Below are 14,304 nucleotides of genomic sequence, written 5' to 3'. Positions count from 1 at the left end.
TTCGTGACAGGGATGCTAATGGATATGTCGATGAACGCGCTCGACCAAATCAGGATCAAAGCGGGCTTCGACCTTATCCAGCGGCAGCCGGCCGTCGTTGATAAACTGCGCCAGCACATACCAGGGGTTTCCCCTGAGTGACGCCTGCTTGAACAACCATTCGTGATAGTCGTTCTGATGGGCGATATCGTCAAAATTCTCGATCATGTAGGCCGGCTCGTCGGAGAGATAGAGACGCGCGGACTGCATTTCTTCCCATTTCGTGACGGTCTTCTCGACGTCCTCTGCCTTGTAGAGGTGTTGAGCCTGGGGAAGATGGTTCTGGCCCCAGAAGCGCAAGCGCAAGCCCATTACGGTGTGGATATATTCTTTATAGGGCATGCCGATTGCATCAGCCACCTGCCGGCCGCGCCACATACCGGAGAATTGCATCATGTGCTTTTCGCTGAGCTGCGATAGACCTTCGAAGATCTCCTCGATCGAGGGCACCTTGATGAATTGCGAGGCTTTTTTGGATATTTCCACAGCGAAGAACTGACGATATACCTCGCCGAAAGCCTGAATGTAATGGCGGGTCGCCTGCAGTGGCGTCATCATCCGGTAATCGAACCACTTGGAACGATAAAGCTCCGGGTCGATCGCCAGGAGCTTTTTGTCAATGAAGCGAAAGGCGACCAGATCGTCTTCAATCGGATCTGGTCGCGGGCTGTCGTCAATTACCGGTAGTGCTTGCATCCAAAAATCTTTCGAGTCCTTCGCGAGCTTCGTCGTCGCTGCTCACTGAATAGCTCGAAATGTCTTGGTCTTCATACAATTCGACAATTTTCTGAATAAGACCGTGCCGAACAATGTCTTCGCGGCCGAACTCAACCACCGAGACCTCACGCAAAGCGCCGAGCAGCTTGATAGCCCGCGGCAGACCGGACCTAATGCCCTGATCGACCTGCCGCAGGTCGCCATTGATGATGAATTTGGCGCCCTCACCGATGCGGGTCAGCGCCATCTTGAACTCGGTATCGGTCGCGTTCTGCATTTCATCGAAGATCACCCAAGCGTTCTTCAGGGTGCGCCCACGCATGAAGGCCAGCGGGACTGGAACGATCACCTCGGCCTCAAGCAAATACTCGTATTTGGCCTGGCCGAAAGCGTCATGGAAAGCCTCCTCAAGCGGCGTCAGATAAGGGCCGAACTTCTCATCCAGGTCGCCAGGCAGAAACCCGAAGGAGCGCTCCACCTCGACGTTGGGCCGGCTAACGTAGATCTTGTCGATAAGACCTGCGTTGTATGCCTCAGCCGCGCGCTGAACGGCGAGCCAGGTCTTGCCCGTGCCGGCCGGGCCGGTGCCAAAGACGATATCGGAGGATTTCATTGCCGCGTCGTAGCGACGCTGACCATCATTGAGAGCCTTGACCGGACCTTCGTGGGTCTTGGTGCGCGAAGGTTTGCGGCGGTTGGTCTGCTCTTCGATCACGGCTGCGAGGAGGTTCTGGTGCCTGTCGGGCCGATCAGAGGCGCCGCGGCGCTCCTGTCTCTTCGAGGACTTGGAGGGGCGGCTGGCCTTGGTCATATGAAACTCCGGAGATTGCGACTGGTGAACAGTTTACGCGAAAATCAGACAGTAAGTAAATATTGATTGATCAATTAAGCCGGTGTGATTTCGAATTTTGCAGGCGTGATCGTCAAATCCGGTCCGTCTCTCTTCATAGTCTGTAATATCTGTTTAAACGATAACTACTCAGAAGAGAGACGGACCGGATCAGTCAGCCGCCGCATTCAAATTCTTCCGGAGACCTTCGTAGAATGTGACGATTGCGCCATTGCTCGCCCGGCACTTGCGGAGGGATGCGCGGTCCTGGCGCCAGAACGTTTCAGCTTCCAACTGATTGATATCCCGGTCAGGCAGTGTGACCGCCATTGGACAGATCGGCTTGCAACTGGTGTCGCCCGTTTTGCACGGCCGCAACTCGAGCGGCAGGGCCGGAAGGTTGATCGGAACGCTACTCGATGGCGTTGATACGGCGCACGCCGTTACGCTTGATGCCACCAGAGTTAGCATCAGGATCTTGAGCGGCTTCCGAAGCGAGGCGAACGAGGTCATTTTCGAGTTTTTCCCTTTCCAAGAGCAGGACGGCGAGGTCTTCGCGTAGCTCCTTCTCGGCAGATGCGATCGCCTGGTCATTGGCCTTTCGCATCGCCTGCTTTTCCTTTTCAGAAACGATGACATGCGCGTCCCAGCCGCGGTCATAGATCGCGTCGTAGATCCAATAGGCAGCACCGGCGATTGCAAGGAGTGCGGCCGCTGCAAGTGCGATGCGGATCGGACTCAGCATCAGAGACCCGATACGCAGAGCTCAGCCTCACCGAGGCGCTGGGCGTCACCCATCTCGCGGCGCTTTACCAGACCATTGACGACCTGGCCGCCCGCCTTGTTCCAGGCTGTCTGGGCTTCGCAGGCTTCGCGATACTTGCCGGCGATCGCAAGCTTGGCTGCACGCGAGCCCACCATGCCACCAACCCCGAAATTGTAGGCGCCGGAGATTTGGGCCGCCTGGACAGAAACCGGGAACGAGGTGAAACCTTTGATCTTCTGGGTCAGCGGCAAATAGTAATCGTTGTAGACACGCTTCTGCAGCATGGCGTCACATTCAGCTTTGGTCTTAATCATGCCGGCCGTGATGCCTTTTGTTTCGCCGTAGCAGATATCCCAAATCTTGGCGTAGCGGTCCCAGTGCGACTTGAGCACCAGACCTTCCCAAGGTTTGATCAGCGCATCGGTCGCCAGAACGACGGCCGGAGGCGTGCTCGTCGCAGTCTTGTAACCCTGCCAGCCGCTTGCAAGAGCTGCAACGAGCGCTGCAGCGATCGCGGCCTTGCCACGCTTCGACGATGTGATCTTATTAATCGGCATGGTCATCTCCTGAAATGGATTTCTGAGCGACCAGGCGAGCGTAGATGCCTAGCATACAGGTCAGCGGAGTGAGAATGGCGATCCAGATCGGGTTGATTGCCAGGAAAGCCGGCAGATAAGGAATTACAGCCTCGAGGCCAGACATGGCCGCAGCGAAGAGAAACAGCCGGACTGTCCAGGCGTTCTTGAGAATCTTCTTCCAGTCAGCACGCAGCTTCATTATTGCACCTCGAATTTGATGGCCTGGCGATTGACGCTCGGCAGAAGGGATTCGTATTCGGCCTTTTTGGTCAGCGGGCCGCCTTGCTCGAGCACGGTTGTCAGGCGAACGACGGCCTCTTTAAGCTCGTCGGTTTTGCTCGTGAGCTCCTTTGTTGCGGCTGTGCTGCGCTCACGGTCACGATCAGTGCGGTCGAGCCGCTGATCCTGTTCGAAATTCTTGATCTCGATTTCCTTGACCACAGGCGAGTTCTCGGGTCGGCCTGACAGCAGCCAGTTGTATCCGCCGAAAATAGCCGTCATCAGAGCAACGATGCCCATGACGAAACCGATCGTCTCCTTGTTCAAGGTGATGGAAGGCATGGATGCCATGGGTATATTCCTATCTGATCGGTAAATCAATATTTACTGACCATTATATGCAAGCTGGATTCCCATGGCAACTTGTTTACGCCACGAGTGCCTCGAGATCACTCCAATCGATCGACTGTGCTTCATAGATGGCCGCAGGGGTCGTTGCGGCTGCAACAGCCGTCTTTGCAGCGAGACGGCGCTCCTCGATCACCGGAGAGACCGTCAGCCAGATCTGCCGCATCGTTAGGTAAATCACCGCCTGGTCGAAGGGGGAAATTCCGTTCATGACCGACTCTGACACGAGATGAGGAATGAGACCGGGCGCGATATCAGGGTTCTCCATGAATGTTTCCGCCTCGTCGCGCTTCTGGTCATAGACCATAGCCTGCCCAGAGCCGAGCGTCATGAAACGGCCGCGCACAGCTTCAGCTTGAGTGTCGATGTCTGCGAGTGCCGCGATCTTGATCGGCTCAAGATCCCAAATGAAATCAAGCGTCATTGATGACTACCTTCATCGAGTGATTAATATACGGCCAGTGTCGAAATTCGAGCTGGTAGGTCGCAGCCATCTTTGCTGCCGTCTCTAATCGACCGTCCGTGACGACAACGGTTTTGCCGTTGAGCTCAATCTCGCAGGGATGCGGCAGGTGCTCGAACGTATGGTTTTCCCCTACCATCAAGGTCATTGCGGCCGGCAGGCTGAAAACCGGACGCTCGATTAGCTCTCCGTCAAGGACGTAATACTTCTCGTAAAGCTCCCCGATCGCTGGGTAGGTCTCCACTTCGATGAAGAGATTACCCTCATCGGCGAGGAACTGCGCGTGGTCGGGTGGAACTGGGTCAGAGACGGTCTGGGTGATTTCACCGTTCTCGGTATGAATGACAATCATGTTTCGAGCTCCTTTACGACATAGTGGAAGACGCGTGCAGTGGACGTGCTGTTGATGAAGAGCACATCGGACGGATTGAATATCGCTCGATATTCGAGCGTTTCAGGCGAAGGGCTGACGACATTCTGCATACTGGGGTGGATGTAGTTCGAACCTTCAAGCACGTAGAATATGCCCATCGGCGCACCATTCATGGTCCGACCGTAACTGACGGTTATGTTTGATTGAGCGGGCAGGCTGACCGAGCCTGACTTGAAAACCCGGCTAGCCTTAAAGGAGGAGCTGAAAATGTAATCATCCTCGTTCAGCGAATCCGAAACATTAATGCCAGCCTTCGATACCCATAGGCCGGTTGGAAGCAAGAGAACTCGCTCAGCCATATCAGTTCACCATTGGGAAAATTGCATAGTGGATATACAAGGCGGCGCTCGAGGTTGTTTGGCGGGTGAAGACGCATGAGGTTGCGGTTGGCGCCTGGGAGATCGCCCATGTTCCAATCAAGTTACCGCCGCTTCGATAGGGCCAACCAACGCTATCGACATCGCCTACGCAGGCGAAGATGATCGGCACAAAGCCGCGGTTGGGATAGGTAAGGGTCGCCGTTAGCGAATTAGTGGCAAATAGGATCGAGCCAGCTTGCAAGACACGGTGACTAGGAAAATCCTCGTGCATATAGAATTGACCCACACTCGTTGCCGTCAAGACATCGATGCCGGGCTTCGAAATGCGTGCGATCCAATTTCCGTTGTTCAGACCAATGCAGACACGATCGACCATCAGGCAGCCACCTGCTGATTGAGCATTGCGTAGTAGAGCAGCGTTGTGACGCCTGGCTTGCCGGTGAGGTAAAGACCATCGTTATTGACACGCAAACGAATGTCTTGCTGCTGGCTCAGGTAGGTTTTCCGCGCGTTCGTAGGTCCAAAAAGAGTATAGACCACGGGCTTAAAACCGACGTTCGCCCAAGAAACGATTTTCGTATTGGCGTAGGTCGTGGCTGTGTTCATATTGAACGTGCCTGTCTGACACACAACGCCGTAGCCGTTCAGCGAGCTGTCAAACACGATGCGCATGTCAGCAAGCGCCGTGTCAACGTCAAAGCCGGCTGCGCTCACGCGCAACCGCCAAGATCCATCCACCCACTGACCAAAAGAAAGACGCTTTCCCATACAACCTCAATCTACCAAGACGAACACAATAAGTAAATATTGACTTACCGCATTAGTCCGACATAACGATCCTCTTTCCAGTAAGATCAACCACCATCTTGCCATCGGCCGACTGAAGCTTTCCTGCAGTGATCGTTCCGGCATCAGTAGCTACCTCGGAAAGCTGGCCGACGTTCATCTTGTCTGCCGAAATAGACCCCTGCACAATCAGGCTCGCACCGTAAGCGCGGCTAATACGAATGTCGTCAACCAGAACATACTGACCCGGCCCTGTTCCGCCGTTGGCATAAAGACGAAACAGGCAGAACTTAGCGTTTGCCGGCGCAGTGGCCTGGCCCTTGATCGACGTCCATGTGGTGGAATACGAACCATTCTCGTAGATGTTGACAGCTTCTCCGATACCCGCACCGTCCTTGTTGAGCCAAACCATGCGGACGTAGAGACCATTACCAAAGTTCGCCCCGCCCCTTACGGCAACAGAGATAGCCATAACCTCCCCAGGCGCGACGGGAATGCCGTTCTTGGAAGTGATTACGCAGTCACCGGGCGACGTGCTCCTGTCGATCACAAGGTAAGTGCTGCCGGAGTTATTGTTGGCGCCGCTCTCCGTATACATACCGGCGCCGGTCGGGCCGCTGAAACTGAGCGTTTCGTGCGGGGAGAGTCCCTGCTGGAAGTTACCGTTCGGAACAAGGTTATCGAAGTCCGTCAATACGAGGTGACGGGCATTGATGGAGTCGGTCTTGAGGTGACGCGATTCCATAGTATCCGACTGAACGTGAATACCCTGGATCTGATCGGCGCCGATCTGCGCAGCCTTAACCGTGCCAGTGACGATCTGCGAACCGTCAATGATCGTGCCGCCATAGGTGACAGCCAGACTTGCGCCGCCTTGCCAGGTGCAGAACAGAACACAGGTGTCGTTGGTGGCGAGATTGTTCCAACCACCGTTGCTGTCGTTGCGCCAGTGAAGGTTGACGTTTCCCTTCTGGAAGTAGATGCCGGTCCAGCCATTGTAGCCAATAGAACCGGCGTTCACAGTGATCGTGTCCTGCCCGCCCGCGTCGTTGGTATACGAGACATAGCCCGTATCCCACGTCAGCACGCCACTTTCGATGCGGAAGTTAAAGCCCGCAACTGTCAGGCCGCGAGAACCGATCTTCAGCGAGTTGGCGTTGACCGAGTTCGTGGAAAGATTACCACCTTCGATCTTGGTCGTGTCGGAGCCCGAGCGCCAGTTAGCCAGCGTCGTGCCACCTGAGATCAGGATCTTGCCGGGGTCAATGGTTGTTGCGACAGCGTTGATACGCGCGGCGGGGTTGCCGGCCCGGCTTTCAACCGTTCCGATCGAGACGCCCGTCGAGCCGACGGTGATGCCGGCATTCAGACCACCGACGTTGATCTTGTCGGCATTCAAGCTGGCGATCTTAGCCGTCGTGACGACAGCATCGGCGAGCTGAGCTGTGCCAGTGATTACGGCTGAAGTTGTAACGAGCTTGTCGGCACTGATCGCGCCGTTCTCGATCATTACATTGCCAGTGGCGCGACGGAGAACAGGCTTAGCCCACCAAGTATGGTTTCCGCCAGTTGCGGTCTTGTCGCACTGAAGCAGGATGCGGACGCGGCTCTTTCCAGCCGGCACTGTCACCCGGCCTTCAAGACGAAGCCAGGCGTTCTTAACAGTGGTTGCCTGCGCGGTGATCCAGACAGGGTTTGCGCCAACTGCGTCAACGCAATTAAGCATCAAGTTCGCGTTTTCGGTAGCCGCGTTGTAGACCCAGACGGAAAGATAATAAACTTCGTCCGGGGAGGCCGTCATCCAAGGCGAAGATGCCTGATCGCGTGTATTAGCGTTGACACGATGGCTGCCCTGCGGCTGTGTAGCCTCTGAAGCCAGATACGAGTATCCACCACCTGCGCCGATTGACCACCCTTCGGTATTCCCAGAGGTCCAATCATTGACGACCATGTTAGAAAAATCGCCAAGAAGAAGCTGACGAGCCGTGATGGTATCGGTCTCGATGCTTCCGCCGAAGATCTTTGTGGTGTCGGTCAAACCGCGCCAGTTGGCGAGCGTCGTGCCACCCGAAATGACGATCTTGCCAGGGTCGATCTGCGTGGATGCGGAGTTGATGCGCGATGCCGGATCCTGCGCGCCAAGGGCGGCATTGCTCTGAACCGTCGAAAGCGCAGTTCCGGAGATCGTCAGTGTAGCTGCAAGGGCCGTGCCGGCGCGGAGAAGCGCAGCAGACAGGCTGGTGATGTGAGCGTCACCAATGATCGCGTTCTTAATCTGGGCCGCAGTGGTGATGAACTCGCCAGCCGTGACCATAGGTGCAGTCAGGGAGCCGTTGGCGATCGTGACTGCGCCATTGGCACGACGGATGATCAGGCGATCGTAGTCCACCTGCGAAGCAGTGGTGTTGGTGCTGTGGTTGTAGAGCTGAAGACGGCAGAACGCCGCATTCGCAGGAACCGTGATCTTGCCTTCCCTCGGCACCCAAGAAGTGGTGATGGCGCCATTGTTCACGAGGTCGGTATACTGCGGCGTGCTCATCGTCGCCTTGGCGCTCGTATACCAGTGCAAACGAACGTATGCGCCGAGAGCAGCAGCCGCATTGCCCTTGATGGCCGTCTCCCACTGCAAAACCTCACCCGGAACGCAGGAGGTGAAGAAGATACTCAAGGAGTTCATGGAGGCCGTAAGCGTGGCCTTCTGCAGCCGAATGAACGAAGGTCCAGTCAGGGCCGTCGTGGGATCAACGACGTAGGAGATCGAATTGCCCGCGCCAACGGCGCCCCAATAGTCGTAGGCGTTATCCGTGTCTTCAAGGTTGCCGTTCTGGATCAGGTTCTGGCCGTCGGCGACGAGCACCGACTTGATCTTGATCGTATTCGCCTCGATCGCCCCGCCGTTGATGGTCGTCGTGTCCGTGCCGCGCCAATCCGCAAGGGTGGTCGCGCCGGAGATGACGATCTTGCCTGGATCGATCTTGGTCGAGGCGGCATTGATACGAGTAGCTGGATCCTGTGCGCCCAAAGCCGCGTTGGAGTTGATGGTGCTGAGTGCCGTTCCGGAAACCGTGATGGTCGCGGCGAGCGCAGTCCCGGCGCGCAGCAATGCGGCTGAAAGGCTCGAAATGTGAGCGTCACCAATGATGGCGTTCTTGATCTGAGCTGCGCCGGTGATGAACTCGCCGGTCGTGACCATGTTGGCCGTCAGGCTTCCATCCACGACAAGCTTTGCAGCATTACGACGCAACACGCGAATATCAGATACCTGAAGCGTCGAGTTGTTCACGCCGTTTGCGGCACGCGGGTAAATGTAGCAATCAATGCCAACGTTGATTGGGGTAGAAACCTTCTGCCAGACGTTAGCCGTGGTGAGGTTTGCGTTAATGCCGCCAAGACTACTGATCCCGCCATCACTCTTTGCGCGGCGCGGAAGGTCAACAATCGTGTTCGAACCAGCGACCGTGCACATGGCCCAGCATTCAACATAAAGCTGATCACCTGCGGCTGCGAAAATGCCGAAAGGCTCTGTGCCTGCGTTGTTGAAGTTGGCACCGAACGTAGCGGACGCCTCAGTCGTTGTGCGGGTCAGCACGATGGCAGTCTTAGACGGACCTGTTGCAGTATCAATTACCGACACATTGCCGGTCAAACGGGTCCAGCCATCAAGGCCCTGCTGGAAATTACCATTCAAAATCAGGTTGTTTGAATCGGTAACAACGAGGTGCTTAGCCGTGACAGCATTCGCGCCGATCTGATCAGCGCCAATGGCACCAGCCGCGATCTGGCCGGCAACAAGCTGTCCGACGATCAGGCTCGCATCCGACTGCTTCAACCAGCCAGAACCATCCGTCTTCTGGATATAGTTGGTCTTGTCGGTCGTATTGTAGAAGGTCTTGGGCGTCGTCGCGGTGAACGGTGCGGCCGGCAGCGCAGTGCCGATACCCATACCGGTCAGGCCAGCGGCGTAGCTGGTCATGTCGATCAGGCCAGCAAGCTTTTCGGTCGTGATCGAGGTGTCGATATCAGAGGTGGTCGCAGCGACACGGGCCGACCAGGCCGACTTGTTGCCCGTATAATCGACTGCACGGATCCAGTAGTTAAAGGTCGTGACGCCGGTCAGTCCCTGGCGAACGAAGGTCTCGCTGAAGGTCGCGTAGGTTGCGGCAGTGCCGGCGACCGGCGCCGTCGTGGACGCGCTCTCGTAGACTTCGTAGAGGCGAAGATCGCTTTCGGTGTTGCGATTGAACTTCAGCCAAACGACACCGTAGCCACCGATCGCAGCGAGGCCCGTAGGAGTCGCAGGAGCAGCAGCATCACCCGCAGGCGTGATGACAGTCGTCGGGCCGTAAGCGCTCTTCTGGCCTACGTTGCCGACCGAAAGAACGCGCACCGTATATGCAACACCCGGAACGCCATCGAACTCGACTGAATTGGTGCCCGAAGTGATGAAACTCTCGGTCGCGCCAGCGCGCAGAACGCCGATCTCGTAGGAGGTAGCGTTTGCGACTGCAGCCCAGGTCGCACGGACCTTGGCGACGAAGCCACCACCGTTCTGAGCGACAAGGGTAGAGCTGAGCGTCGGGGCGACGGGCGCGACCGGAGCGGGCTGCGTGCCATCAAGCGTCAGGGTCGTAGCCGTCGCGACCGGAGACCAGGCAGACTTGTTGCCGGACGTATCGACAGCGCGGACCCAATAATTGAACTGCGTGCCGGCAGCCAGGCTCGTGCGCGGCTGCGTCGTCGCGGGCGTCGTGAAAGTTGCGGCAGTGCCAGCTACTGGCGCCGTCGATGTCGTGCTTTCGTAGACCTCAAAGAAGCTGAAATCGTTCTCAGTGCCACCGGCCCACTTGAGCCAGATCTCCTGGAAGCCAGCCGTGGCCGTAAGTGCGCTCGGAACAGCCGGAGCGACTGTATCGCCCGCAGGCGTGATCGTGGACTGAGCCGTGTGTGCGCTCTTGCTGCCGCTCGGGCCGACAGAACGCAGGCGCACCTTGTAGACAATGCCGGGAAGGCCGGTGAATTCGAACGAGTTGGAGCCCGTGGAGCTGAACGCTTCTGCAGCCGTGCCACCGGTGATGCCGATGTCATACCCCGAAGCGCCCGCAACAGCCGTCCAGGTGACGCGAATGGTCGCCGTCACGTTGCCCTGAGCAGTGATCGAGACTTCCGAGGCCAGCGTCAGACCTGCCGGAACGGCGGGCGCCGGAACCTGCCCGTCAAAGGTCAGCGTTGCAACGGCCACAGCGGCCGTCCACGCGGACTTATTGCCCGAGGTATCGACAGCGCGCAGGCGGTAGTAGCGGGTGACGCCTTCCGGCAGGTCACTGCGATAGAACGTGCTGCTCGTCTGCTTGGTGAAAGTGGCCGCAGCACCTGTAGCCGGCGCAGCATTGGTCGCGCTTTCGTAGATTTCGTAATATTCGAGGTCGATTTCGGTGTTCGGCGTCCACTGGATCCAGGCGCCCTTAAAGGTGCCAGTGGTGGTCAGCCCGGTCGGGACCGCAGGCGCTACTGTGTCGGCTGCAGCAACATGCGCAACTTCCGTCGAGAACGCGGACGCATTGCCGAGCTTATCGACCGCGCGCGCACGCACGGTGAACGATACGCCTGCAAAGACCTCGATTTCATGCCGGTTCGTCGAGCTGATGAAGCTGACGTAATTGCCAGTGCCTTCCTTGATCTGCACATCGTAATAGGCGAGATCGCTCTCGCTATTCGCCGTCCAGGTCGAGACCATCTTCGCGCGGCCGTCTTTTGTTGCGCTCGAGGCGACCGCAAGACCGGTCGGCTGGTTTGGAGGCGTGAGGTCAAACTCAGCCAGTGTGCTGACGGACATCTCAGGAGAGATGTTCAGACCAGTTTTCCCGAATGAGTCGTAGGCAGCGGCGCGAATGTAATACGTCGTGCTCGCAGCGCCGATGTAGCTCAGAACGGTGCCAGTTCCGTCAAAGTAGGGAGCCGTCTGAAGCGGATTGAAGCCTTGTTGCGTCGAGATCCAGATGAGCGACCCGCGCACGTCCAGTTCGTTCGGCAAGTTCCAGCGCAAGAAAAGCATCTTGCCATTCGGCGAGACGCTTGGCTGGAACGACGCGGGAACGGGGTTGTTGACCGTGAGGAGCGCTTCAGCGGACGTGCGCGAGAGCGTGTCGGTGACACTCACCTCGAAGCGGACGTTCCGGCTTGGACCGATATTACCAACAGCCTTGCCGTCGGCAATATTCATCGCGAGCGAGTAGGTGTAGCGCTGGTTGTAAACGCGCTCTTCGCGCAGCAGCACATTCGACTGCGCCTCGTAAACCTGGACGGTGTTGTAAGCGAAGAACGGACTGCGAATGTCAGACGGCGTGCCGTCGGTCTTGGTCGTATCGGTAGTCGCCGGGAAGTTATTCGTCCACTTGACGTTGATCTCGGTTCCGACGAAGGTCGTCGCCGTATCACCACCCACCAGAACGAGATCCGTGACCTTTGCGAGCGGCGAGACCTGCCAGCCGGCAACCTCATAGACGAGGCTGGCCGGCAACGAGCGAACCGACGAGTGGTTGATGGCATAGACGTAGAATGTGTATTCTCCATCAGCCAGGTCGGAGACGTCGATGGAGTTGTTTCGGGTCGTGCCAATGGTGTTGTAGCCGCTGTCAGGCGACAGGACGGCAACCTCGTATTCCTTGGTCAGATAGTCGAGCGGATTGCTCCACGACAGCGTGAGCGATGACTTGGGCTGGCCGTTGACCAGATAGCTCACTTCGCGCACCTGAAGGTTCTCAGGCGGCAAGCTTTCGTTCTTCGGGCGCGAATATGTCGTCGGGATCAACGACTTCATGTCCTCGACGCGAGCAAACTTGTTCGGATCGTGGAACAGGGCAGTGATCTTGAAGAGGTTCTTTTTGTCTTCCTTGATCGTGATGACGCGATAGAGGCGCGGCTGGATATCCGTGCCGCGAATGACCCACATCGAGTTCACAAGCGGGAGCGTGCTCTGAGCGATCTTCAGCGCAACACGGTCGTAGCCGGCACTCTGACCGTCAACGAACACCTCGTTTTCGAAGTGATCGATTTCGAGCAGCTTAACCTCGCCGTCGGGCATGGTCGCATAGATCTGGTAGGTCGAGCCGTTGACCGGCTTGAACGGAAAGTCGAGCCAGAGCTTCTGGGTTTCTGCGGCCTTGAGGCGACCACCGATGCGAACCTGGGCCTTGGCCGGATCAGCGACGGCGATGATGTTGCCCGGCCGGACGTCAGTCGAGTCCCAGGAAGCCGTAAAATCGACCGTTTCGGTCTCGTTCTGCTCGGTATCGAGGATCCATTTGCCGTAACGATGCGCCAGACTGCGCGAGGTGCAGCCTTGCAGGGCAACAGCCTTCTCACGCCAGCCCCAACGCTGCAGGCCTTCCTCGTTGATAACCGGCTCGATATCCGATCGATAGAAGTCGTCCGGGTTGTTGTAGGTGACAAGCGCTACAGAGTGGCGAGCTTTTTGCGAAGTGCCCGAATAGTTGAACTCCCCGCCGATGACGTTGGCAGGCGAAAACAGCTTAACCGGATCTTCCGGCATGTCAGCCGTCGCAAAGACCTGACCCAGCGACCAGTAGGCCATCCCGCGCCATGCGGTCGAGATCTGCTGCAGAACGCGCCAGGCGTCCTCACGCGAACGCAGAACGCCATTGAAAGTGTAACGAGGCTCATAGATATCGGCACCCGTCGTGGTGTTCTTGAAGCCCGTCTTGACCTGCGCATCGCAATACTGCGCGATCTGGTAGAGTGACCACTTATCAACGATCTGCGCACTGACGAACTCGCCAAGGCCATAGCGATCGTTGGTCAGAAGGTCGTAGAAGATCCAGGCCGGGTTGTTCGTCCACGCCTGCTTGAAGGTGCCGTTCCAAACGCCAGTGTAGACTCTGGTTGTTGGATTGTAGTTCGACGGAACCGAGACGATCAGACCGCGATAGCGATAGTTGCGCGCCGGCACTGACTGACCCATGTCCTCGGCGTTCACTTCCATCGCGACGAGCGCAGTGTTTGGATAGGTGAACTTGCCCTCGACGAGCACCGTGTAGCTCTCGAAGAACGTGTCGTTAGAAAGGGTATCCTCGTCGCTATCTTCCGTCAGCCGAACAACGCGAATATCCCAGGGATGACCGCCCAAGGGCAGCTCAACGCGGTGAGCGCGTTGAACAGCGGAAGTGGTCTTCTGATTGACGATTTCTTCGGTGTGAGCGCGAACCCAGGTGCCAGCGTAGCCGCGAACATCGATCCCGTAGGAAACCGATGCGGTCTCGAGCTTGCCGCTCTTTGAGTTCTGCTTCACGAGCGCCGGCAGGCGCATGATGACGCGCACAGAGTCCGCGTTTTCCTCGTTGATCGTGCGAACGATTGGGCCAACGTTGAACTTGACTTGCGTCTCGACCTGGAAAGGCGTCTCCACCTGCGGCACGCCATTGAGGTGCTCCTGGTCGGGATAACCAAGGCGCTGCCAGATTTTGACGTTCTCGAAATTCTTCGTGCCGTTTTCGTTGACGACCGGCGTCTGTTCGAAATAGACGCCCTTACCCCACGGGCTGCCGACGATGCCGACGCATGGACCTTCAGAGATGATTTCAACCCAGCGTGCACGCGCCTTCGAACGCAGAGTGTTGCTCGCGTTTGAGCCACCTCCCCCGCCTTTGCCCTTACCACCGCTCTTGGAGCCCTGGATGACGGGTTCATCAGTCAAAGTTGATTGACTAGCGCTGTCATAAATCGTCATGCC

12 protein-coding genes are annotated in these 14,304 nt (G+C 57.3%); all 12 read right to left on the bottom strand.

Annotated elements, in window-relative coordinates:
• Positions 1 to 15: 15 nt before the first annotated feature.
• Positions 16 to 735, bottom strand: a complete 720-nt coding sequence (locus PYR65_RS30315; RefSeq protein ID WP_276122583.1) for a hypothetical protein — start codon at positions 733 to 735, stop codon at positions 16 to 18.
• Positions 713 to 1,567 (bottom strand): PhoH family protein, encoded by an 855-nt coding sequence (locus PYR65_RS30310; protein ID WP_276122582.1) that lies wholly within the window; start codon positions 1,565 to 1,567, stop codon positions 713 to 715. The genes PYR65_RS30315 and PYR65_RS30310 overlap by 23 nt, the downstream gene beginning before the upstream one ends.
• 430 nt (positions 1,568 to 1,997) lie before the next feature.
• On the bottom strand, positions 1,998 to 2,330 hold the full coding sequence (locus PYR65_RS30305; protein ID WP_276122581.1) for a hypothetical protein: 333 nt from the start codon (positions 2,328 to 2,330) through the stop codon (positions 1,998 to 2,000).
• Positions 2,330 to 2,908 carry a lysozyme gene (locus tag PYR65_RS30300; protein WP_276122580.1) on the bottom strand — a complete coding sequence of 193 codons (579 nt, stop codon included), beginning with the start codon at positions 2,906 to 2,908 and terminating at the stop codon, positions 2,330 to 2,332. The genes PYR65_RS30305 and PYR65_RS30300 overlap by 1 nt, the downstream gene beginning before the upstream one ends.
• Complete coding sequence (locus tag PYR65_RS30295) at positions 2,898 to 3,128, bottom strand: DUF7940 domain-containing protein (protein ID WP_276122579.1); 231 nt, start codon at positions 3,126 to 3,128, stop codon at positions 2,898 to 2,900. The genes PYR65_RS30300 and PYR65_RS30295 overlap by 11 nt, the downstream gene beginning before the upstream one ends.
• Positions 3,128 to 3,490, bottom strand: coding sequence for a hypothetical protein (locus PYR65_RS30290; RefSeq protein ID WP_276122578.1), 363 nt, complete (start codon positions 3,488 to 3,490; stop codon positions 3,128 to 3,130). Before PYR65_RS30290 ends, PYR65_RS30295 begins: the two co-directional genes overlap by 1 nt.
• A gap of 85 nt (positions 3,491 to 3,575) precedes the next feature.
• Positions 3,576 to 3,980: a hypothetical protein gene (locus tag PYR65_RS30285; protein WP_276122577.1), complete on the bottom strand. Its 405-nt coding sequence runs from the start codon at positions 3,978 to 3,980 to the stop codon at positions 3,576 to 3,578.
• Positions 3,970 to 4,371: a hypothetical protein gene (locus tag PYR65_RS30280; RefSeq protein WP_276122576.1), complete on the bottom strand. Its 402-nt coding sequence runs from the start codon at positions 4,369 to 4,371 to the stop codon at positions 3,970 to 3,972. The genes PYR65_RS30285 and PYR65_RS30280 overlap by 11 nt, the downstream gene beginning before the upstream one ends.
• The gene (locus tag PYR65_RS30275; protein WP_276122575.1) at positions 4,368 to 4,751 is read right to left on the bottom strand and encodes a hypothetical protein; all 384 of its coding nucleotides are present in this window, start codon (positions 4,749 to 4,751) and stop codon (positions 4,368 to 4,370) included. The genes PYR65_RS30280 and PYR65_RS30275 overlap by 4 nt, the downstream gene beginning before the upstream one ends.
• A gap of 1 nt (position 4,752) precedes the next feature.
• Positions 4,753 to 5,148 (bottom strand): hypothetical protein, encoded by a 396-nt coding sequence (locus PYR65_RS30270; RefSeq protein WP_276122574.1) that lies wholly within the window; start codon positions 5,146 to 5,148, stop codon positions 4,753 to 4,755.
• Positions 5,148 to 5,540, bottom strand: coding sequence for a hypothetical protein (locus PYR65_RS30265; protein ID WP_276122573.1), 393 nt, complete (start codon positions 5,538 to 5,540; stop codon positions 5,148 to 5,150). The genes PYR65_RS30270 and PYR65_RS30265 overlap by 1 nt, the downstream gene beginning before the upstream one ends.
• 52 nt (positions 5,541 to 5,592) lie before the next feature.
• The gene (gene gpJ / locus PYR65_RS30260; RefSeq protein WP_276122572.1) at positions 5,593 to 14,301 is read right to left on the bottom strand and encodes a TipJ family phage tail tip protein; all 8,709 of its coding nucleotides are present in this window, start codon (positions 14,299 to 14,301) and stop codon (positions 5,593 to 5,595) included.
• Between the last annotated feature and the right edge of the window lie 3 nt (positions 14,302 to 14,304).

This window comes from Pararhizobium qamdonense, assembly GCF_029277445.1.
Lineage (GTDB): Bacteria > Pseudomonadota > Alphaproteobacteria > Rhizobiales > Rhizobiaceae > Pararhizobium > Pararhizobium qamdonense.
Note: the sequence above shows the minus strand (reverse complement) of the source record. Positions and strands in the feature narration are given on the sequence as shown.

Excerpts from the sequence above, each read along its gene's own strand:
- PYR65_RS30315 (WP_276122583.1), bottom strand. The coding sequence starts at position 735 with ATGCAAGCACTACCGGTAATTGACGACAGCCCGCGACCAGATCCGATT.
- PYR65_RS30310 (WP_276122582.1), bottom strand. The coding sequence starts at position 1,567 with ATGACCAAGGCCAGCCGCCCCTCCAAGTCCTCGAAGAGACAGGAGCGC.
- PYR65_RS30305 (WP_276122581.1), bottom strand. The coding sequence starts at position 2,330 with ATGCTGAGTCCGATCCGCATCGCACTTGCAGCGGCCGCACTCCTTGCA.
- PYR65_RS30300 (WP_276122580.1), bottom strand. The coding sequence starts at position 2,908 with ATGCCGATTAATAAGATCACATCGTCGAAGCGTGGCAAGGCCGCGATC.
- PYR65_RS30295 (WP_276122579.1), bottom strand. The coding sequence starts at position 3,128 with ATGAAGCTGCGTGCTGACTGGAAGAAGATTCTCAAGAACGCCTGGACA.
- PYR65_RS30290 (WP_276122578.1), bottom strand. The coding sequence starts at position 3,490 with ATGCCTTCCATCACCTTGAACAAGGAGACGATCGGTTTCGTCATGGGC.
- PYR65_RS30285 (WP_276122577.1), bottom strand. The coding sequence starts at position 3,980 with ATGACGCTTGATTTCATTTGGGATCTTGAGCCGATCAAGATCGCGGCA.
- PYR65_RS30280 (WP_276122576.1), bottom strand. The coding sequence starts at position 4,371 with ATGATTGTCATTCATACCGAGAACGGTGAAATCACCCAGACCGTCTCT.
- PYR65_RS30275 (WP_276122575.1), bottom strand. The coding sequence starts at position 4,751 with ATGGCTGAGCGAGTTCTCTTGCTTCCAACCGGCCTATGGGTATCGAAG.
- PYR65_RS30270 (WP_276122574.1), bottom strand. The coding sequence starts at position 5,148 with ATGGTCGATCGTGTCTGCATTGGTCTGAACAACGGAAATTGGATCGCA.
- PYR65_RS30265 (WP_276122573.1), bottom strand. The coding sequence starts at position 5,540 with ATGGGAAAGCGTCTTTCTTTTGGTCAGTGGGTGGATGGATCTTGGCGG.
- gpJ (WP_276122572.1), bottom strand. The coding sequence starts at position 14,301 with ATGACGATTTATGACAGCGCTAGTCAATCAACTTTGACTGATGAACCC.